Origin of the sequence: Cellulosimicrobium cellulans (assembly GCF_024124905.1) — a bacterium.
Lineage (GTDB): Bacteria > Actinomycetota > Actinomycetes > Actinomycetales > Cellulomonadaceae > Cellulosimicrobium > Cellulosimicrobium cellulans_G.
Map to the genome: position 1 here is coordinate 250,949 of NZ_JAMXST010000002.1, position 19,868 is coordinate 270,816.

The window sequence follows — 19,868 nt, forward strand, 5'->3', positions numbered from 1 at the left end:
GTTCACTGGAAGGACGCCGGTTCGCCGGCACCCTGGCGGAAGCGAGGCCCACGATGCTCCAGATCGTCGACCAGCTCGCCCCGTGGCTCGGCCCGGGGCAGCCCCCGTTCGCCGTCGCGACGGTGGTCGCGGCGTCCGGCTCCGTGCCGCGACCGGTCGGCACCGCGATGGCCGTGCGCGCCGACGGCGCGGTCCTCGGCAGCCTGTCCGGCGGGTGCGTCGAGGGCGCGGTGCACGCCGCCGCGCTCGACGCGATCACCTCGGGCGCGAGCCACCGCGAGACGTTCGGCTACAGCGACGACGACGCGTTCGCCGTCGGGCTGAGCTGCGGCGGCACGCTCGACGTCCACGTCCAGCCCGTCTTCCCGGGGGACGACGCCGCCCGGGTGCTCGCCGCGCTGGCGGCCCCGTCCGACGGCGGAGCGCGCGCGGGCGCGGACGCCCTGCCGCGTCCTGGCACGGGTTCGTCCGACGGCGACGCCGAGGCCGCCGGGCGCGGGGGCGCGGCGCTCGTGCGCCGGATCGACGGCGCGCAGCGCACCGCGGTCCTCGTCGACGACCCCGGCGCCGCGGACGAGCGGAGCGTCGCCCGGGCGCTGCGGGACCTGGTGGGTCCGGCCGCGCTCGACGCCGCGGCGGCGCAGGTGGTCGCCGTGCTGCGCGCGGGCGGCACGGCGACGGTCCACGCGGCGCACGGAGCGCCGCGGGTCTCGGCGCCCGGCGCGGCGCCCGACCCGGTGAACGGCGCAGCGACGCCAGGCGGCGGGGCCGCGTGCGACGAGACCGAGCCCGTCACGCTGCTCGTCGAGACCCGCCTTCCCGCGCCGCGCTTCCTCGTGTGCGGGGCCAACGACTTCGCCGGCGCGCTCGTGCGGCACGTGCGGCTCCTCGGCTACCGCGTGACCCTCGTCGACGCGCGCGAGGTGTTCGCGGACCCCCGGCGCTTCCCGGAGGCGGAGGTCGTCGTCGAGTGGCCGGACCGGTACCTCGCCGCCGAGGCCGCCGCCGGTCGCGTCGACGCGCGGACGGCCGTCGCGGTCCTCACGCACGACGCCAAGTTCGACGTGCCGCTGCTGCGCCTCGCGCTCGACCTGCCGCTCGCGTACGTCGGGGCGATGGGCTCGCGCCGCTCGCACGCGCAGCGCGTCGCCGCGCTGCGCACGGAGGGCGTGACCGAGGCGGCGCTCGCGCGGCTCCGCTCGCCCATCGGCCTCGACCTCGGGGCAGTGACCCCCGAGGAGGTCGCCGTCTCGATCACCGCGGAGCTCGTCGCGACCCGGCACGGCCGGGCCGCCGTCGTCCCGCTGAGCGGCACCGACGGACCGATCCACGCCGACCCTCCCGTCGCGTCGTCCGACCCCCACCCCGCGGCCGTGGCCGCGCCGATCCCCGAGGAGGCCTCCTGATGGACCTGAGCACCGTCACCGACCTCGTCCCGACCGTCGACCCCGGTGAGTGGCGCGAGGGCGACGCCTGGCTCGCGGGCGGCACCGTCCTGTTCTCCTACGGCAGCCAGACGCTGCGGCGCCTGCTCGACGTGACGAGCGCCGGCTGGCCCGCGCTCGTGGTCACCGACGACGGTCTCGAGATCGCCGCGACGTGCACGGTCGCCGAGCTGTGGGCGTTCGAGGAGAGCCCGCAGGCCGCGCCCGTGCGCGAGCGCTGGACCGCGCTCGACCTGGTGCGCCCGTGCTGCGACAGCTTCGTCGCGTCCTTCAAGATCTGGAACACCTCGACGGTCGGCGGCAACGTCTGCACGTCCCTCCCGGCCGGGCCGATGATCTCCCTCACGGCCGCGCTCGACGGCGTCGCCGAGGTCTGGGGTCCGGGCGGCACCCGCCGGGAGCAGCCGGTCGCCGAGCTCGTCACGGGAGAGCTGACCAACACGCTCGCGCCGGGCGAGCTCCTGCGCGCGATCCGTGTGCCCGACCACGCGCTGCGGTCGCGCACCGCGTTCCGGCGCCTGTCCCTCTCGAACCTCGGGCGCTCGGGCGTCCTGCTGATCGGGCGGGTCGACCCGCCCGACGCCGGGGGCGGGCTCGTCCTCACCGTCACCGCCTCGACGCGGCGGCCCGTGCAGCTCCGGTTCGCCGCCGACACCCTGCCCACGGCGGCCGGGCTCGCCGCGGCGCTCGACGCCGCGATCCCGACCGACCTCTACCACGACGACATCCACGGCCTGCCCGCGTGGCGGCGGGACATGACCTACCGCCTCGGCGAGGAGATCCGCTCCGAGCTCCTCTCCGAGCTCGGCGGCGGCACGGACGGAGACCCCCGATGACCGCGATCGACCCTCGCCCGACCCCGCCCGTCTCGATCGACGGCCGTACGGCGTCGACCGAGCCGCGCGCGGGCCAGTGCCTGCGCACGTACCTGCGCGAGCAGGGGGCGCTCGGCGTCAAGAAGGGCTGCGACGGCGGCGACTGCGGCGCGTGCACGGTCCACGTCGACGGCGTCCCCGTGCACTCGTGCGTCTACCCCGCGCGGCGCGCGGCCGGTCACGAGGTGACGACGATCCAGGGGCTCGCGGCGACGTCGTGCCCGGGCGGTGCCGGAGGGGACGAGGCGGCGGGCGCGTGCGACCACGACCCCCACGGCCCGCAGGAGGCGCTGCACCCGGTGCAGCAGCAGTTCCTCGACGCGCAGGGGTTCCAGTGCGGTTTCTGCACGGCGGGGATGATCATGACCGCCGCGACGTTCGACGACGCGCAGCGCGCGAACCTGCCGCGCAACCTCAAGGGGAACCTGTGCCGCTGCACCGGCTACCGCGCGATCGAGGACGCCGTCCTCGGCCGCGGCGACACGACCGGGACCGCCCGGGGCACGGGGGAGCGCACGCCGTCGGGCGGTGACCACGCCTCTACCTCGGTGGACCACGCCTCTACCTCGGCGGACCAGGGTTCTCCCTCGCGTGACCAGGTCTCTCCCTCGGCGTTCGGGCGGGACGTGCCCGCGCCGGCCGGGCGCGGGGTCGTCACCGGGACGGTGCGGTACACGCTCGACGTGGACCCGGCCGACTACCCGGGCCTGCTCCACCTCAAGCTCGTGCGGTCGCCGCACGCGCACGCGCGGGTCGTCGCGATCGACGCGTCGGCGGCGCTCGCGGTGCCGGGCGTGCACGCCGTGCTCACGCACGAGGACGCGCCCACGACCCGGTTCTCGACCGCGCAGCACGAGCTGTTCACCGACGACCCCGACGACACGCGGGTCCTCGACGACGTCGTGCGGCACGTCGGGCAGCGCGTCGCGGCCGTCGTCGCGGACACGGTCGCGGCGGCCGAGGAGGGCGTGCGGCGGGTGCGCGTCGAGTACGAGGTGCTGCCCGCCGTCGTCGATCCCGAGGACGCGATGACGCCCGGCGCGCCGCTCGTCCACCCCGAGCTCGACGCCGCCGACGCGCGCGTCTCGCGGCCCGAGGCGAACGTCGTCGCCGAGGTGCACTCCGAGCTCGGCGACGTCGAGCGCGGCCTCGCGGAGGCCGACGTCGTGCACGAGGCCACCTACCGCACCCATCGCGTGCAGCACGCGGCGCTCGAGACGCACTGCGCCATCGCGTCGCTCGACGACGACGGCCGGCTCGTCGTGCGGTCGTCCACCCAGGTCCCGTTCCTCGCGCGGCGCCACCTCGCGCGCGTGCTCGACCTCGACCCGGAGCGCGTGCGCGTGCACTGCGAGCGCGTGGGCGGCGGGTTCGGCGGCAAGCAGGAGGTGCTCACCGAGGACGTCGCGGCGCTCGCGACGCTGCGGCTCGGGCGGCCCGTCCAGCTCGAGCTGACCCGCACCGAGCAGTTCGTGGGCACGACGACGCGCCACCCGTTCCGCATCCGGGTGCGCGCGGGCGCGCGACGGGACGGGACGCTCACGGCGCTGCACCTCGACGTGCTCAGCAACACGGGCGCGTACGGGAACCACGGCCCGGGCGTCATGTTCCACGGGTGCGGCGAGTCGCTCGCGGTGTACCGGTGCGAGAACAAGAAGGTCGACGCCCACTGCGTCTACACGAACACGGTGCCCGCGGGAGCGTTCCGCGGGTACGGGCTGTCGCAGATGATCTTCGCCGTCGAGTCCGCCGTCGACGAGCTCGCGCGGCAGCTCGGCATGGACCCGCTCGAGCTGCGGCGCCGCAACGTCGTGCGCGACGGCGACCCCATGCTCTCCACGCACCCGACGCCCGAGGAGGACGTGCTCTACGGCAGCTACGGGCTCGACCAGTGCCTCGACCTGGCCGCCGACGCGCTCGCGCGCGGCCGGGCGCGCGACGTCGCCGCGTACGGGGCAGGTGCGGGGTCGGGGCCGGGCACGCTCCCGGACCTCGGCCCCGAGTGGGGCGTCGGCGAGGGCACCGCGCTGTCCATGATCGACACCGTCCCGCCCCGCGGGCACTACTCCCACGCGCGTGTGCGGCTGCGGCCGGACGGGGTCGTCGAGGCCGAGGTCGGGACCGCCGAGTTCGGCAACGGCACGACGACCGTCCACGCGCAGCTCGTCGCGAGCGCGCTCGGGCAGGACGCCGCCGACGTCGTCGTGCGGCAGTCCGACACCGACCTCGTCGAGCACGACACCGGCGCGTTCGGGTCGACCGGGACCGTCGTCGCGGGCAAGGCGTCGCTCGCCGCCGCGCAGGACCTCGCGGAGGCCGTGCTCAAGGTCGCGGCCGGGATGGCGGGCGCGGCGCCGGGGGACTGCCGGCTCGTGCCCGGAGGCGTCGACTGCGCCGGGACGCTCCTGCCCCTCGCCGACGTCGCGCGGGCCGCGGCCGACGCCGGGATCGAGCTCGTCGCCGAGGGCCGCTGGGGCGGCACGCCGCGCTCCGTCGCGTTCAACGTCCACGGCTTCCGGGTCGCGGTGCACCGCGGGACGGGCGAGATCCGCATCCTCCAGTCCGTCCAGGCCGCCGACGCCGGCGAGGTCGTCAACCCGCGCCAGTGCCGCGGCCAGGTCGAGGGCGGCATCGCGCAGGCCCTCGGCGCCGCGCTCTACGAGAACGTGATCGTCGACGACACCGGTCGCGTGACGACCGACATCTTCCGCCAGTACCACCTGCCCACCTTCGCGGACACCCCGCGCAGCGAGGTCTACTTCGCGCGGACGTCGGACACGGTCGGGCCGATGGGCGCGAAGTCGATGAGCGAGAGCCCGTTCAACCCGGTGGCCCCCGCGCTCGCCAACGCGATCCGTGCCGCGACGGGCGTGCGCTTCACGGAGCTCCCGCTCGCCCGCGACCGCGTCTACCTGGGCATCAAGGCCGCCACCACCCCCTGAGCGCGGAGAACAGTCGCGTCCGACGCCGGTCGGCGCGACCGTCTCCCGCGCTCAGCGGGGCGTGGGGTCGTCCAGGAGGTCGAGGTCGGCCGCGGTGTCGAGGTCGCGGCCGTCGCCGGGGTGGTCGACGACGTCGACCAGGTCGGCGTGGGCGCGCAGGAAGTCGCGCGCGCCGCGGTCGCCGCGGGCGCTCGCGGCGGCGGGCCGCGCGAGCGCGGCATCGAGGACGAGCGGGTGCGCCCACCGAGGACGGTCCGCCTCCGCCGCGCGCTCCGCCCCCGCAGCGTCGTCCGCAGCGACCTCCGACCCCACCGCGCCGTGCGCCCCTGCTGCGCCCTCGGGGTCGGCCCGCCACCGCGACGCGGTCACGCGCCCGGGGCGGTGCGCGGCGAGCAGGCGCGCGACGTCGTCGGGCCCGACGCCGGGCTGGTCCACGTGCGCGACGACGACCCGGGCGGGGGCGAGGTCGAGGGCGGCGGCGACGCCGACGCGCAGGGACGACGCCATCCCGGTGGCCCAGCCGGGGTTGTCGACGACGTGCACCCTGGGCCCGTCGAGCGACGAGCCGGCTCGCACGCGCGCGGCCTCGGCGCCGAGGACCACGACGACGGCGTCGCACCCGCCCGCGAGGAGGACGGCGGTCGCGTGCTCGACGAGCGTGCCGCCGCGGTCGGGGAGCAGCGCCTTGGGCCCGCGCCCGAGCCGGGTCCCGGCCCCGGCCGCGAGCAGGACGGCGACGGTGGGCGTCGCGGTCGCGGTCGTGGTCGCGGTCGTGGGCGGGGTCGGCACCCGGCCAGGATAGGTCGCCGCCGAACCCGGGGTCTCTCCCCGGACGGCCGCGCCGGTGAGGAGCGACCCCGGGTTCGGCGGCTGTGCGCGAACCTGCGGCCACCAGTCGGTTTTACCAACCCTTGGGGGTTTCATCGGCGGGGCAGGATGCCGCTATGCTCGGCGCGCCAGGGCGGGCGACGCTCCCGCAGCGTGCGGGCGCCCGCGGTCGTTCCGCACGACGAGCGAAGGAGTCCGGATGAGCTTCATGGAGAAGCTGCGCGGCCAGCTGATCGACATCATCGAGTTCCTCGACGAGAGCCGGGACACGATCGTCTGGCGCTTCCCGCGCCAGGGCAACGAGATCAAGAACCAGGCGCAGCTCGTCGTGCGCGAGGGGCAGAGCGCCGTCTTCGTGAGCGAGGGCCGGCTCGCCGACGTGTTCGGGCCGGGCACGTACACGCTCGAGACCAAGAACCTGCCGATCCTGTCGACGATCCTGGGCTGGAAGTACGGGTTCAACTCTCCGTTCAAGGCGGAGGTCTACTTCGTCGCGACGCGCCAGTTCACCGACCTCACGTGGGGCACGCAGAACCCGGTGATCCTGCGTGACCCCGAGCTCGGCGCGGTCCGCATCCGGGCGTTCGGGACGTACGCGCTCCAGGTCGTGGACCCGTCGGCGCTGCTGCGTCAGCTCGTGGGGACCGACCCGCAGTTCCGCACCGACGAGATCGGCGACTACTTCCGCCGCCTCGTGGTCGGCCAGCTCGGCCCGGCGCTCGCAGAGGCGGGCGTCGCCGCGATCGACCTCGCCGCGAACCAGCGCGAGATCGCCACGCGGCTCGCGGGCCAGCTCTCGGAGGACCTGTCCGAGTACGGCATCGCCGTGCCGCGCTTCGTCCTCGAGAACGTCTCCTTCCCGCCCGAGGTCGAGGCGGCGCTCGACAAGCGGACGCAGATGGCCGTGGTCGGGAACCTCGACCAGTACACCAAGTTCCAGGCGGCGAACGCGATCGAGACGGCCGCCGCCAACCCCGGGGGTGCGGGCGACGGGCTGGGGCTCGGCGCCGGGATGGGCCTCGGGGCGGCCATGGGGCAGCAGCTCGCGCAGTCGCTCGGGACGACGGCGGCCCAGCCGACCCCGGCCCCGGCGCCGCCCGCGGGGCCGCCGCCCCTGCCTGGCGCTGAGTCGCCCTGGTACTGGGCGGTCGGCGGCGCGCAGGCCGGGCCCGGCACGACGGCGGACCTCGCCGGCCGCGTCCGTTCCGGCGAGGTGACGCGCGCGTCGCTCGTGTGGCAGGAGGGCATGGCCGCGTGGACCGCCGCGGGCGAGGTGCCCGCGCTCGCGCCGTTGTTCGCGGCGACCCCGCCGCCCTTGCCTCCGACAGGCGCCCCGACCGGCGGCCCGACCGGCCCGCAGGCGGGCTGACGGTGAGCGACACCCAGGACGAGCTCGTCCGCACGCGCTGCGACGCGTGCGGGTCGCAGCTCGCGTACGCGCCGGGCACGCAGCACCTGCGCTGCGTGGCGTGCGGCGGGACCGTCGCGATCGTGCACGCGCCGGGCGACGCGGTCGACGAGCACTCGTTCGACGCGTGGGCCGCGGCGCAGGGCGGGGTGCGCGCCGGGATCCTCGACGCGCGGGTCCTCACGTGCGACGGCTGCGGCGCGACGACGCAGGGGACCGACCTGTCCGTCGCGTGCCGGTTCTGCGGCGGGCACCTCGTCGCGGCGGCCGAGACGGACGGCCTGGTGCAGCCGGAGGCGGTCGTGCCGTTCGGCGTCGAGCAGGCGCAGGCGCGCGACGCGTTCCGGCGCTGGGTGCGCTCGCGCTGGTTCGCGCCGGGCGAGCTGAAGAAGGTCGGCGACACGGAGTCCCTGCACGGCTCCTACGTGCCGCACTGGACGTTCGACGCCCACACGTCGTCGGCGTACTCGGGGCAGCGCGGGGACGCCTACTACGTGACCGTCAAGAACGGGGACGAGGAGCGCCAGGAGCGGAGGGTCAGCTGGACGCCCGTCTCCGGGCACGTCGCGCGCGACTTCGACGACGTGCTCGTCCCCGCGTCGTCGCAGGTCACCGAGCGCGACCTGTCGAAGCTCGGCCCGTGGCCGCTGTCGCACGCGGTGCCGTTCCGCGCCGAGTACCTCGCGGGGTTCTCGGCAGCGCGCTACGACGTCGAGCCCCCGGTCGGCCTCGACCGCGCGAAGCAGAAGATGGCGCCGGTGATCAAGGGCGACGTCGAGCGCGACATCGGGGGCGACGAGCAGCGCGTCGGCTCGATCCGCACCGCCTACGCGGACGTGATGTTCAAGCTCGTGCTGCTGCCGCTGTGGATCGCGACGTACGTCTACGCGGGCAAGCAGTGGCAGGTCATGGTCAACGCGAACACCGGCCAGGTGATCGGGCGGCGCCCCTACAGCGTGGGCAAGATCGTCCTCGCCGTGCTGGTGGGCCTGCTGGTCGTCGGCGCGCTCGTGTTCTGGTACGTGCGCTCGCAGTCGTGAGCGTCAGGCGTCCCGGCGCGCGTCGTACGCGTGCTGGGACGCCGTCACCTCCGCGACCGAGCCCTCGAGGACGTCGAGCAGCCCCGTGAGGCTGTCGGCGACGCGGCGCCCGAGGTCGGTGAGGGAGTACTCGACGTGCGGCGGGATGGTCGCGCGCACCTCGCGCACGACGATGCCGTCGCGCTCGAGGGACTGGAGGGTCTGGGCGAGCATCTTCTCGCTGACGCCGTCGATGCGGCGCCGCAGCGCGTTGAAGCGCACCGCGCCGTCGCGCAGGCCGGCGACCGTGAGCACGCCCCAGCGTCCGGTGACGGTCTCGAGGACGTGTCGCGACGTGCAGCCGCGCTGGAAGACGTCGGCCACCATCGCGTCGGTGGGTCCGGTGTCCTCCGCGGGGCGGGCGTCGGTCGTCATCGACCCAGGATACGGCGGCCACCCCGAGAACGGCACTGTGAGATAGAACGCGCGCTCTAAGGGTTGGCACTTACGAAAAGTAAGTGCATCCTGGGAGGGCGCGGCCGACCGGTCGTGCCCACGCACCGAAGGAGCCCTCGCATGTCCATCGCCGTCACCGGAGCCAGCGGCCACCTCGGCCGCCTCGTCGTCGAGTCCCTCCTCGCCCACGGCGCGGACCCGTCCCAGGTGGTCGCCGCCGCGCGGACCACCACCAAGGTCGCCGACCTCGCCGACCGTGGTGTCCAGGTACGCGAGGCCGACTACGCGCGCCCGGAGACGCTCGCCGCGGCGCTCGCGGGCGTCGACGTGCTCGTGCTGGTGTCGGGTTCCGAGGTGGGGCAGCGGGTGCCGCAGCACCGCAACGTCGTCGAGGCGGCCGTCGCGGCCGGCGTCTCCCGCGTGATCTACACCAGCGCCCCGCACGCGACGACCTCGGCGCTCGTCCTCGCGCCCGAGCACAAGGCCACGGAGGAGATCCTGGCCGCCTCGGGCCTGGCGACCACGATCCTGCGGAACAACTGGTACACGGAGAACTACGTCGGCGACGTCGTGGGCGCCCGCGAGTCCGGCGAGATCGTGTCGAGCGTCGGCGACGGTCGGGTCGCGAGCGCGACCCGTGCGGACTACGCCGAGGCCGCGGCAGTCGTCGCCCTCGCCGCGCAGGCGGACGCCTCCGCGCACGCGGGGGCCGTCTACGAGCTGAGCGGCGACGTCGCGTGGACGTTCGACGACCTCGCCGCCGCAGCCGCCGAGGTGCTCGGGCGCCCCGTCACCTACCGGCGCGTGAGCCCCGACGAGCACCGGGCGCTCCTGCTGGGGGCTGGACTGGACGAGGGCACCGCCGGGTTCGTCGTCGCGCTGGACGGCAACATCCGCGACGGGCTGCTCGCCGAGACGTCGGAAGAGCTCGCGCGCCTGCTGGGCCGCTCGACGACCCCGCTGGTCGACGGGCTGCGCGCCGCCGTCGAGCAGGACTGAGAGGTCGCGACGTGGCCGTCCGGGGTGCCGGGAGGCCACGTCGCGGCACCCGTCAGGAGGGCGTCAGTGCGACGCCTTGACGACGAGCACCGGGACGGGCGAGTCGAGGAGCACGCGCTGCGTGGTGCTGCCGAGGAGGAACTTGCCGACCGGCGACCGCTTGCGCGCGCCCACGACGACGAGGTCGGGGCCGGTGCGCTCGGCCGCGTCGATGATCGCCTCGGCGGGGTCGAGGTGCTCCGAGCGGTAGGAGATCTCGGGGCGGGCGACCTCGGCGGGAAGCGTGTCGAGCAGGTGCGCGAGGGTCGCGGGGACCCCCGCGTCGGCGTCCTGCGGGGTGAGGACGAGGACCGCGAGGGCGGTCGAGCGGTGGACCGCCTCGGCGACGGCCGCCCGGAACGCGGTCTCGCCCTGCGGGGAGTCGTTGTACGCCACGAGGACGGTCATCGCGGGCCCTTCCGTCATTCCGTCGTGCTGCGGTTGAACTCTCTCACAGCCCTGCGGGCGTCGCCGGTCGACGCGGTCCCCCCGCGACGGGACCTCCGGGTCGACCGGGCCGACCGAGCACGGCGTCCGGCACGGTGAGCGTCGGCGGCAGCAGCGGCGGCACGACCTCGCGCAGGACCGCCTCGATCTCCCGGCGCCGACGCGCCCCGAGCCGCTCGGCGGGCGCGGTGACGCTCACCGCGGCGACGGACTGGCCGTCGCGCAGCACGGGCAGGGCGACGCAGCTGATGCCCGGCTCGTTCTCCTCCGTCTCGGTTGCGAACCCGCTCGCACGGGTCGCGTCGCACGTCGCGCGGAGCGCGGCCGCGGTGACGGGGTGCTCGTCGGGGGCTGCCGCCGCGTACCAGGCGAGGGCGGCGTCGTCCAGGGGGCGGTGGGCCAGCAGCGCGCGCCCCAGGGCCGTGGTGGCCGCGGGGCGACGTCGGCCGACGGCCGACCAGACGCGCACGGCGCGCGCGGGCTCGACCTTGTCGAGGTAGACGATCTCGGTCCCGGCGAGGGCACCGAGGTGCACGAGCTCGTCCGTCGCCCGGCAGACCGCGACGAGCACCGGGTGCAGGAGCGCGGGCAGGTTCTCCTCGCCGAGGTACACCGTCGCGAGCGCGGTCGCCGCGGGGCCCAGGCGGTAGTCGCCCGTCGTGGCGTCCTGCTCGGCGTAGCCCCGGTGGCGCAGCGCCGCGAGCGTGCGGTGCAGCGAGGCCTTGTGCAGCCCGAGCGAGCGTGCGAGGTCGCCGAGGGCCACCCCGCCGGGGCCGGCCGCGGCGAGCGCCTCGAGCGCGGTCAGCGCCTTGTCGACGCTCCCGAGCGGGCTCGCGGCGTGCCCGCCCGCCGCGAGCCCGCTGCCCTCCGGCAGGGGGGACGCCGTGCTCCCGGCTTCCATCGTCGTGGCTCCTTCGCCTAGAGTGCGTTCCGTAGTGAACAACAGGCGTTCACCATAGCGAAACGGAGCGAGGATGTCATCCCACGGACCCATCGAGACGATCGCGCGTGCCCGCGTCGTGCCGGTCGTCGTCGTCGACGACGCGGCGCAGGGCGTGCTCGTCGCGACCGCGCTGCGCGACGGCGGGCTGCCGGTCGCGGAGGTCACCTTCCGCACCGCCGGCGCGCGCGCCGCGATCGAGGCGGTCGCGCGCGAGGTGCCGGACGTGCTCGTCGGCGCGGGGACCGTGGTCAACGCGGCCCAGGTCGACGAGGCCGTCGAGGCCGGGGCGCGGTTCCTCGTCTCGCCCGGGCTCTCGGCCGCCGTCGTGCGTCGTGCGCAGGAGCTCGGGGTGCCGGTCCTGCCCGGGGTCGCGACGCCGTCGGACGTCATCGCCGCGCTCGACCTCGGCCTCGACGCCGTGAAGCTCTTCCCGGCGAACGTGGTCGGCGGCCCCGCGGCCGTCAAGGCGTTCTCCGCGCCCTTCCCGGGCCTGCGCTTCGTCCCGACCGGCGGCGTGAGCGCCGCCAACCTGCTCGACTACCTCGCGCTGCCGTCGGTGCTCGCGGCCGGCGGCTCCTGGATGGTCGACGCCGCGCTCGTGCGCGCGGGGGACACCGCCGAGATCACCCGCCGCACGCGCGAGGCCGTCGAGCTCGCCGCGACGGCCCCCCACCCCGCCGAAGGAGCCTGACCCGTGCCCGACACGACCCGGAACCAGCCCCCGCTCGCTCTCCGACCCGCGGACGAGTGCGCCTACGACGTCGTCGCCCTCGGCGAGGTCATGCTCCGCCTCGACCCGGGCGAGCGCCGCATCAAGACCGCCCGCAGCTTCGACGCGTGGGAGGGCGGCGGCGAGTACAACGTCGCGCGCGGGCTGCGCCGTGCCTTCGGCCTGCGCGGCGCCGTCGTCACCGCGCTCGCGGACAACGAGGTCGGCCGCCTCGTCGAGGACCTCATGCTCACCGGCGGCCTCGACACGCGCTGGGTGCAGTGGCGCGAGTACGACGGCATCGGCCGCACCGTGCGGAACGGGCTCAACTTCACCGAGCGCGGTTTCGGCGTGCGCGGCGCGGTCGGCGTCTCCGACCGCGGCAACACGGCGATCGCCCAGCTCCGGCCCGACGACGTCGACTGGGACGACGTGTTCGGCAGCGGCGTCCGTTGGTTCCACACGGGCGGCATCTTCGCCGCGCTGTCCGAGTCGTCCGCGGACGTCGCGGAGGCGGCCATGGCCGCCGCGCGTCGGCACGGCACGATCGTGTCCTACGACCTCAACTACCGCCCCTCGCTCTGGACGGGCATCGGGGGCGTCGAGCGCGCGCAGGAGGTCAACCGCCGCCTGGCCCGCTACGTCGACGTGATGATCGGCAACGAGGAGGACTTCACGGCCTCGCTGGGCTTCGAGGTGGAGGGCGTCGACGAGAACCTCACCGACCTCGACACCGGAGCCTTCCGCGTGATGATCGCGCGGGCCGCCGAGGAGTACCCCAACTTCCAGGTCGTCGCGACGACGCTGCGCGGCGTGAGGACCGCGACCGTCAACGACTGGGGTGCCGTCGCGTGGTCGCGCGTCCAGGGCTTCGCCGAGGCGACGCACCGCCCCGGCCTGGAGATCCTCGACCGCGTGGGCGGCGGCGACTCGTTCGCGTCGGGCCTCGCGTACGGGCTCATGGAGCTCGGCTCGATCCACGAGGCGGTCGAGTACGGCGCCGCGCACGGCGCCCTCGCCATGACGACGCCGGGCGACACGTCGACGGCGTCGCTCGCCGAGGTGCGCAAGCTGGCCTCGGGCGGCAGCGCGCGCGTCCAGCGCTGACCGGGGTCGCGAGAGCGCGGCACGGGCGTCGGCCGGTCGGTCGATGCCCCGTGCCGCGTCCGCGGTCTCCGGCGTGGGGCGCCAGGTCGCCCGTTCTCCGCGTTCGGGGCATCTCGGGCAGTGCGCGCGGGCCGGGGTTAGGGTGGTCGAGAGGTCGTGGGGGCAGCTCGGGAGGTGGACGTGTCGGGACGCGAGTCGTTCGCGCCGAACCTGCCTCGGCGGCGCGTCGATCCCGCTCCCGACCTGGCCCGAGCCGTCGAGCACGCGCGGATCCTGCGGGGCGCGGGGGACGCCGCCGGGGCCGCCCGGGTGCTCGACCGCGCGTTCGACGCCGAGGGCGTCCGTGCCCGCACCGTCTCGGAGCCCCTCCGGTTCCGCGCGCTCGTCCTGCGCGCCGAGCTCGCGCTGCGGCTGCACGACGACGCCGGTGCGGCCCGGTTCCTCGCGGGCGCCGAGGCGCTGCCCCTGCTCGCGGACGCGCTCGCGGCCCTCGACGACGAGCGGCACCTCGTCGAGGAGCTGCGCGAGCAGCTCGCGGCGGACGAGGGCTGAGGCGCGGCGCCGCCGCCCGGCAGCCCGGGCGGTCCGCGCGCGCACCCCGGCCGCGGGAACCCTCCGAGTAGGTGGCGCGTTGGACTGCCAGCACCCGTGCCGCGAGTCGGACGGACGACGCCCACCCGAGCGGAGGACCTCATGCTGTGCCCCACCGACCAGACCGTGCTCGTCATGACGGAGCGCAAGGGCGTGGAGATCGACTACTGCCCGACGTGCCGCGGCGTGTGGCTCGACCGCGGGGAGCTCGACAAGATCATCGACCGCTCGCTGGAGAGCGAGATCGCCGCCGAGGCCGCGGGTCCGGCCGCTGCGGCGGCCCCGGTCGGGTCCCCGGCCGCCCCCGCCCCGACGTCGTACCCGCCGGCGCCCGCCGCGGACTACGGCACGCCCGGCTACGGCGAGCGCCGCGACGACCGCCGGTATGACGACCGCGACCGCTACCGGAACGACCAGTACGGCGACGACCGCTACCGCGACGACCGCTACCGCGACGACCGCGACCGGCGCTACGACGGGCGCGACGGCTACGACCCTCGCTACCGCAAGCGGAAGAAGAAGGAGTCGTGGCTCGAGGACCTCTTCGACTTCTGACGCGGCCCGTGGTCGACTGTCCCGCGTGACCGTCCTCGACTCGTTCTCGCTCGTCGGCCGCACGGCCCTGCTCACCGGCGGGAGCCGGGGGATCGGGCGTGCCGTCGCCCACGCGCTCGGCGAGGCCGGGGCGCGGGTCGCGCTCACCGCGACCACGACGCGGGCCGCGCAGGACGCGGCCGCCGCGCTGCGGGCGGACGGGATCGACGCGCGCGGGTACGCGCTCGACGTGACGGACCGCGCGCAGGTCGACGACGTCGTCAGGCGCGCGGCCGCGGACCTCGGGACGGTCGACGTGCTCGTCAACAACGCGGGGATCTCGATCGGCGGGGCGGCGCTCGAGATCGACGACGACGTGTGGCACCGCACGCTCGCGACGAACCTCGACGGCGTCTGGTACTGCTCGCGCGCGGTGGCCCGCGCCCTGGTCGCCGACGGGCGTCCGGGGACGATCGTCAACGTCGGCTCGATGTCGGCGTCGATCGTCAACCGGCCGCGCTGGCAGCCCGCCTACCTCGCGTCCAAGGCGGCGGTGCACCAGCTCACCAAGGGCCTCGCCGCCGAGTGGGCGCCGCACGGCATCCGCGTCAACGCCGTCGCGCCCGGGTACGTGCGCACCGAGGCGTCGCCCGTCGACCAGCCCGAGTACTACGACGACTGCGTCGCGCCCGCCGCCATGCGGCGCTGGGCCGAGCCCGAGGAGATCGGCCCGCCCGTCGTGTTCCTCGCGAGCGCGGCCTCGAGCTTCATGACCGGCGCGGTCGTGACGGTCGACGGCGGCTACACCCTGTTCTGACCCGGGCTAGGCTCGGTCCCCGTGCGTGCAGTCCTGAGCAGGTGGGTCGACCCGTTCGTCGTCACGCTGCTCGTCGTGCTCGTGCTCGGGCTCGTCGTGCCGGTGGGGCCGGGCGCGCAGCGCGTGGTCGACGTCGTCGCGGACGTCGCGGTCACGGTCCTCTTCCTCGTCTACGGCATGCGCCTGTCCACGCGCGAGGTGTGGGCGGGACTGCGGAACTGGCGCCTCCAGGGCGGGATCCTCGCGGCGACGTACGTCGTCTTCCCGGTGCTCGGGCTCGTCACGGCGTGGGCGATCGAGCCGCTCGTCGGGGCGCCGCTCGCCGCGGGCGTGCTCTACCTGTCCCTGCTGCCCTCGACCGTGCAGTCGTCCGTCGCGTTCACGTCGGTCGCGCGCGGCAACGTCGCCGGGGCGATCTGCGGGGCGACCGTCTCGAACGTCGCCGGGATGATCGTCACGCCGCTGCTCGTGCTCTGGCTCATGAGCGGTCCCGGCGGCGCGGCCGGGGGCGCCGACGGTCCCACGGGCGGGCTCGGCGGCCTGCGCACGGTGCTGCTCCAGCTCCTGCTGCCGTTCGTCGTCGGGCAGCTCCTGCAACCGTGGGTCGGGGACTGGGTCCGCGCGCGGCGCTGGCTCACGCTCGGCGTCGACCGCGGCACGATCCTCGTCGTCGTGTTCGGCGCCGTCGCCGCCGCGTCCTCGGCGGGCGTGTGGTCGAGCGTGTCCGGCTGGTCGATCGTCGCGCTGCTCGTCGTGAGCGCGCTCGTCCTCGCCGCGATGCTCGCGCTCACCTGGTGGGGTGGGGCGGCCCTGCGGCTCTCGACCGAGGACCGGGTCGCGCTCCTCATGTGCGGGTCCAAGAAGTCGCTCGCCACGGGCCTGCCGATGGCGAGCGTGCTGTTCCCGGTCGCCGTGGCCGGCGTCGTCGCCGTCCCGGTGATCGTGTTCCACCAGCTCCAGCTCGTCGTCTGCGCCGTCCTCGCGCGGCGCCTCGCGCTCCGCGACTGACCGCCGGTGCCGGCGGGACCCCGGATCAGGGGCGCGCGGCGACCTGCTCGCGCACCTGGCGCTTGGCGCGCGTGAGCATGCCGTTCATGCCGCCGATGCGCAGCGGGCTCACGGCCCGCGTGAGGCCGATCGACATGGGGAAGTCGTCCGGCACGTCGAGCACCTCCTGCACCGTCAGGCCCGACAGCCCCTGCGCGAGGATCGACGCGAACCCGCGCGTCGTCGGCGCCTCGGCGGGCGCGGTCGCGAAGAAGTGCACGACGCCGTCGTCGTCGACCTCCGCGAACGCGCGCACGGGCGACTGGCACTCCTCGATGCGCTCGAGCAGACCGGGCGCGCTCGCGTAGCGCTCCGGGAGGTCGGGCAGCTCGTTCGCGAACTCGAGCAGGAGCTGGAGGCGCTCGCGCTCCGGCAGCGCGAGGAAGTCAGCGCGGATCTCCGCGAGGGCCGCGGGCAGGGACGAGGCGTCGGACGAGGAGCTCATGGTGTCGATCCTTGCATCGGGGGCGGGCGGCCGGGACCTGGTCCCACCGTGCGGAACGCCCGACGCGCTCGCCGTATGCCCGGCGGCAGACGCCGTCGGCGCGCGGCGGGCCCACGAGGGGCCGGCCGCGCGCCGTCGGGCACGCCGGGCGTGAGGTGCGAGCGGTGCGTCAGTTGAGCGACGCGGGAGCCTCGCCGGCCTCCTCGCCCTTGACGATCGGGACGCGCACGGCGTTGCCCCACTCGGTCCACGAGCCGTCGTAGTTGCGCACCTTGTCGAACCCGAGCAGGTAGGTCAGCGCGAACCACGTGTGGCTCGAGCGCTCGCCGATGCGGCAGTACGTGACGACCTCGTCGTCCGTCGCGAGGCCGAGGCCGCCCTCCTGGTAGATCGCCTCGAGCTGCTCGCGCGACTTGTACGTGCCGTCCTCCGCGACCGCCGTCGCCCACGGGACGTTGCGCGCCGTCGGGATGTGCCCGCCGCGCAGCACGCCCTCCTCCGGGTAGTCGGGGATGTGCAGGCGCTCGCCCGTGTACTCCTGCGGAGAGCGGATGTCGACGAGCGGACCGTTGCCGATGTGCGCGAGGACGTCCTCCTTGAACGCGCGGATCGTCACGTCGTCGCGCTCGACGACGGGGTACTCGACGGCCTCCGGCGCGGGGACGTCGGTCGTGACCTCGCGGCCCTCCGCGATCCACTTGCCGCGGCCGCCGTCGAGCAGGCGCACGTCCTCGTGGCCGAACAGCGTGAAGACCCACGCGGCGTACGCGGCCCACCAGTTGTTCTTGTCGCCGTAGACGACGATCGTCGTGTCGCGGCCGATGCCCTTGTCGCCGAGGAGCTGCGCGAAGCCCTTGCCGTCGATGTAGTCGCGCGTGTCGGGGTCGTTGAGGTCCGTGTGCCAGTCGATCTTCACCGCGCCCGGGATGTGGCCCGTCTCGTACAGCAGCACGTCCTCGTCGGACTCGACGACGACGATGCCCGGCTGACCGAGGTGCTCGGCGAGCCAGTCCGTGCTCACGAGGCGGTCGGGGTGGGCGTACTGGGTGATCTTCTCGGTGGTGTCGAGCGGTGCGGGCATGGTGTCCTCCGTGCGGCGGGAGCTGGGGTGTCCGAGGTGGTGGTCCGTCCGATCGTCAGGCTAGGTCGGCTGTCCGCATCACGGAAGGCCCGTCGCGCATGCTGAGACGGTGTAAACGCAGGCTGCCGACGGGCTCGCACCCCGTCAGACTGGACCCGTGGTCGGCGTCGTCCCGGACCGGGTCCAGCGTGCCGTCGCGCTGCTCGACCTGCGCGGCGACGAGGTCGTGCTCGAGATCGGGCCGGGGCCCGGCGCGGCCGCCGAGCTGGTCCTCGCGCGCCACCCCGGTGTGCGCTACGTCGCGGTCGACCGGTCCGCGACGGCCGTCGCTCGCACGACCGCCCGCAACCGCGCCGCGGTCGACCGCGGCCGGCTCGTCGTGCGGCAGGGGGACGTCACGGACCCTGACCTCGCCGACACCGTCGGTGGCCCGTTCGACGTCGTCCTCGCGGTGAACGTCAACGTCTTCTGGACCCGCGCGGCATGCACGGAGGCGAGCGCGCTCGCGGCCCTGCTCGTCCCGGGCGGCGCGCTCTGGCTGGTCTACGAGACGCCGGGTGGAGACGACGGCCGTGTCCTCGACGGCGTCTGCGCGTCGCTCGCCGTCCCCGGGCTGGGCGCGCCGGTCGTCGTGCGCGAGGGCGTGGTGGCCGTCGGGGCCCGACGCTCGCGCGCCGGGTGGTGACCCGGGAGCGGCTCAGCCGAGCAGCTCGCGCTCCGCCTCGCCGAGCGCGCGGTCGAGGAGGTCGAGCCCGAGGTCGAGCTCCTCCTCGCTCACCGTGAGCGGCGGCGCGATGCGGAACACGCCGCCCATGCCCCGGAGCTGCACGACGTTCATGTGGAGCCCGAGGTCCAGCGCCCGCCGGGTGACGAGGGCGCCGAGCGCGTCGGCGCCCTCCTTCGTCTCGCGGTCGAGCACGAGCTCGATGCCCTGGAGCAGGCCCCGCCCGCGCACGTCGCCGACCGTGGCGTGGCGCTCCTGGAGGTCGAGCAGCCCGGCGCGCAGGCGGTCGCCGAGCACGCGCACGCGGGCGTCCATCTGCTCCGCCTCGAGCACGTCGAGGACGGTGTTCCCGACCGCCGCGACCAGGGGGTCGGAGACGTGCGTCGTGAAGAACAGGAAGCCGCGCTCGTGCGCGCGCTCCTCGATCTCGGCGCTCGTGACGACGGCCGCGAGCGGCAGACCCGCGCCGAGCGTCTTCGAGACCGTGAGGATGTCCGGCACCACCGGCTCCTCGCCGTCGCGGCCCTCGAACGCGTACCAGGAGCCGGTCCGGCACAGCGCGGTCTGCGCCTCGTCGAGGACGAGCAGCATCCCGCGCTCGTGGCACTTGTCGCGCAGCGCCGCCAGGTAGCCCGCCGGCAGCTCGACGATCCCGCCCGAGCTGAGGATCGGCTCGACGATGCACGCCGCGAGGCTGCCCGTGGACTGCACGTCCACGAGGTCGAACGCGAGGTCGAGCTGGCGGCGCCAGTCGTGGCCGCCGTCGGGGGTGACGTGGTCGGGGCGGTACGCGTTGGGCACGGGGATGACGAGGTTGCCGGGCGCCGTCGGGCCGTACCCGCGGCGCCCCGCGCTGTACGTCGCCGCGGCGGCGGCGTGCGTCATGCCGTGCCACGACCCGGCGAGCGAGACGACCTCGTGCCGGCCCGTGACGAGCTTCGCCATGCGGATCGCCGCCTCGTTGGACTCGGCGCCGGTCGTGAGGAGCAGGACCTTCTCGAGCGGGTCGGGCAGCGTGGCCGCCAGCCGGCGGGCGAGGTCGACGACCGGGCGCGAGAGCATCCCGGAGAAGAGGTGGTCGAGCGTCCCGACCTGGTTCCGCACCGTCTCGACGATCGCCGGGTGGCTGTGCCCGAGGATCGCGCTCATCTGGCCCGACGTGAAGTCGAGGACCCGGCGGCCGTCGGCCGTCGTGACGAAGCTGCCCGACGCGCTCTCCACGATCTCCGGCGTGAAGGGCCCTCCGTACCGCACGAGGTGCCGGTCGGCGTCAGCCCAGAACGTCGCGGCGTCGAGCGCCGCGGACGGGGTCAGGGACGGGACCGAGGGGGTCGACGAGGTGACGGCGGGGGACGGGACGGCAGCCATGTCCCGAGCGTAGGGACGTCGCCCTGTGCACGTACAGCACGAGT

General features: G+C 75.3%; 20 protein-coding genes. 13 read left to right on the plus strand and 7 right to left on the minus strand.

Annotation, left to right across the window (positions count from 1 at the left end; translation table 11 throughout):
* Positions 1 to 53 precede the first annotated feature (53 nt).
* The 3 genes from NHH00_RS06105 to NHH00_RS06115 are packed head-to-tail and all read left to right on the plus strand — an operon-like array spanning position 54 to position 5,262.
* Positions 54 to 1,406 (plus strand): XdhC family protein, encoded by a 1,353-nt coding sequence (locus NHH00_RS06105; RefSeq protein WP_253050970.1) that lies wholly within the window; start codon positions 54 to 56, stop codon positions 1,404 to 1,406.
* Positions 1,406 to 2,281 (plus strand): FAD binding domain-containing protein, encoded by an 876-nt coding sequence (locus NHH00_RS06110; RefSeq protein WP_253050971.1) that lies wholly within the window; start codon positions 1,406 to 1,408, stop codon positions 2,279 to 2,281. Before NHH00_RS06105 ends, NHH00_RS06110 begins: the two co-directional genes overlap by 1 nt.
* A complete protein-coding gene (locus tag NHH00_RS06115) occupies positions 2,278 to 5,262 on the plus strand; it encodes a molybdopterin-dependent oxidoreductase (RefSeq protein WP_253050972.1) in 2,985 nt (994 codons plus the stop codon). Before NHH00_RS06110 ends, NHH00_RS06115 begins: the two co-directional genes overlap by 4 nt.
* A gap of 51 nt (positions 5,263 to 5,313) precedes the next feature.
* Here the strand turns inward: NHH00_RS06115 and NHH00_RS06120 are convergent, their stop codons facing one another.
* On the minus strand, positions 5,314 to 6,051 hold the full coding sequence (locus tag NHH00_RS06120) for a nucleotidyltransferase family protein (protein WP_253050973.1): 738 nt from the start codon (positions 6,049 to 6,051) through the stop codon (positions 5,314 to 5,316).
* 238 nt (positions 6,052 to 6,289) lie between these two features.
* Here NHH00_RS06120 and NHH00_RS06125 point away from each other — a divergent pair, with 238 nt between their 5' ends.
* Both NHH00_RS06125 and NHH00_RS06130 read left to right on the plus strand, forming a co-directional pair.
* Complete coding sequence (locus NHH00_RS06125) at positions 6,290 to 7,459, plus strand: SPFH domain-containing protein (RefSeq protein WP_253050974.1); 1,170 nt, start codon at positions 6,290 to 6,292, stop codon at positions 7,457 to 7,459.
* 2 nt (positions 7,460 to 7,461) lie between these two features.
* Positions 7,462 to 8,538, plus strand: a complete 1,077-nt coding sequence (locus NHH00_RS06130; RefSeq protein ID WP_253050975.1) for a hypothetical protein — start codon at positions 7,462 to 7,464, stop codon at positions 8,536 to 8,538.
* A gap of 3 nt (positions 8,539 to 8,541) precedes the next feature.
* On the opposite strand, the gene NHH00_RS06135 is transcribed toward NHH00_RS06130, so the two are convergent.
* Entirely contained in the window at positions 8,542 to 8,952 is a 411-nt protein-coding gene (locus tag NHH00_RS06135) for a winged helix-turn-helix transcriptional regulator (RefSeq protein WP_253050976.1), read from the minus strand.
* Positions 8,953 to 9,093: 141 nt separating this feature from the next.
* On the opposite strand from NHH00_RS06135, the gene NHH00_RS06140 reads away from it, so the two are divergent.
* Positions 9,094 to 9,972: an NAD(P)H-binding protein gene (locus tag NHH00_RS06140; protein WP_253050977.1), complete on the plus strand. Its 879-nt coding sequence runs from the start codon at positions 9,094 to 9,096 to the stop codon at positions 9,970 to 9,972.
* Between the two features lie 63 nt (positions 9,973 to 10,035).
* Here the strand turns inward: NHH00_RS06140 and NHH00_RS06145 are convergent, their stop codons facing one another.
* Positions 10,036 to 10,419 carry a universal stress protein gene (locus NHH00_RS06145; RefSeq protein ID WP_253050978.1) on the minus strand — a complete coding sequence of 128 codons (384 nt, stop codon included), beginning with the start codon at positions 10,417 to 10,419 and terminating at the stop codon, positions 10,036 to 10,038.
* A gap of 43 nt (positions 10,420 to 10,462) precedes the next feature.
* On the minus strand, positions 10,463 to 11,359 hold the full coding sequence (locus NHH00_RS06150; RefSeq protein WP_253050979.1) for an IclR family transcriptional regulator: 897 nt from the start codon (positions 11,357 to 11,359) through the stop codon (positions 10,463 to 10,465).
* A 73-nt stretch (positions 11,360 to 11,432) separates the two neighbouring features.
* On the opposite strand from NHH00_RS06150, the gene eda reads away from it, so the two are divergent.
* The 6 genes from eda (at position 11,433) to NHH00_RS06180 (ending at position 16,167) form a co-directional block, all read left to right on the plus strand.
* Positions 11,433 to 12,092, plus strand: a complete 660-nt coding sequence (eda, locus tag NHH00_RS06155; RefSeq protein ID WP_253050980.1) for a bifunctional 4-hydroxy-2-oxoglutarate aldolase/2-dehydro-3-deoxy-phosphogluconate aldolase — start codon at positions 11,433 to 11,435, stop codon at positions 12,090 to 12,092.
* 3 nt (positions 12,093 to 12,095) lie between these two features.
* The gene (locus NHH00_RS06160; RefSeq protein ID WP_253050981.1) at positions 12,096 to 13,217 is read left to right on the plus strand and encodes a PfkB family carbohydrate kinase; all 1,122 of its coding nucleotides are present in this window, start codon (positions 12,096 to 12,098) and stop codon (positions 13,215 to 13,217) included.
* Between the two features lie 180 nt (positions 13,218 to 13,397).
* Positions 13,398 to 13,769, plus strand: a complete 372-nt coding sequence (locus NHH00_RS06165; protein WP_253050982.1) for a hypothetical protein — start codon at positions 13,398 to 13,400, stop codon at positions 13,767 to 13,769.
* 141 nt (positions 13,770 to 13,910) lie between these two features.
* Complete coding sequence (locus NHH00_RS06170) at positions 13,911 to 14,363, plus strand: TFIIB-type zinc ribbon-containing protein (protein WP_253050983.1); 453 nt, start codon at positions 13,911 to 13,913, stop codon at positions 14,361 to 14,363.
* A gap of 25 nt (positions 14,364 to 14,388) precedes the next feature.
* On the plus strand, positions 14,389 to 15,159 hold the full coding sequence (locus NHH00_RS06175) for an SDR family NAD(P)-dependent oxidoreductase (RefSeq protein WP_253050984.1): 771 nt from the start codon (positions 14,389 to 14,391) through the stop codon (positions 15,157 to 15,159).
* A 21-nt stretch (positions 15,160 to 15,180) separates the two neighbouring features.
* Positions 15,181 to 16,167 (plus strand): bile acid:sodium symporter family protein, encoded by a 987-nt coding sequence (locus tag NHH00_RS06180; RefSeq protein WP_253050985.1) that lies wholly within the window; start codon positions 15,181 to 15,183, stop codon positions 16,165 to 16,167.
* A gap of 25 nt (positions 16,168 to 16,192) precedes the next feature.
* Here NHH00_RS06180 and NHH00_RS06185 read toward each other — a convergent pair whose 3' ends face one another.
* Both NHH00_RS06185 and NHH00_RS06190 read right to left on the minus strand, forming a co-directional pair.
* On the minus strand, positions 16,193 to 16,651 hold the full coding sequence (locus tag NHH00_RS06185; RefSeq protein WP_253050986.1) for a SufE family protein: 459 nt from the start codon (positions 16,649 to 16,651) through the stop codon (positions 16,193 to 16,195).
* Positions 16,652 to 16,820: 169 nt separating this feature from the next.
* Positions 16,821 to 17,732, minus strand: coding sequence for a sulfurtransferase (locus tag NHH00_RS06190; protein ID WP_087471482.1), 912 nt, complete (start codon positions 17,730 to 17,732; stop codon positions 16,821 to 16,823).
* 157 nt (positions 17,733 to 17,889) lie between these two features.
* Here NHH00_RS06190 and NHH00_RS06195 point away from each other — a divergent pair, with 157 nt between their 5' ends.
* A complete protein-coding gene (locus NHH00_RS06195) occupies positions 17,890 to 18,417 on the plus strand; it encodes an SAM-dependent methyltransferase (RefSeq protein WP_253050987.1) in 528 nt (175 codons plus the stop codon).
* 12 nt (positions 18,418 to 18,429) lie between these two features.
* Here NHH00_RS06195 and NHH00_RS06200 read toward each other — a convergent pair whose 3' ends face one another.
* The gene (locus NHH00_RS06200) at positions 18,430 to 19,824 is read right to left on the minus strand and encodes an aspartate aminotransferase family protein (protein WP_253050988.1); all 1,395 of its coding nucleotides are present in this window, start codon (positions 19,822 to 19,824) and stop codon (positions 18,430 to 18,432) included.
* Positions 19,825 to 19,868: the final 44 nt, after the last annotated feature.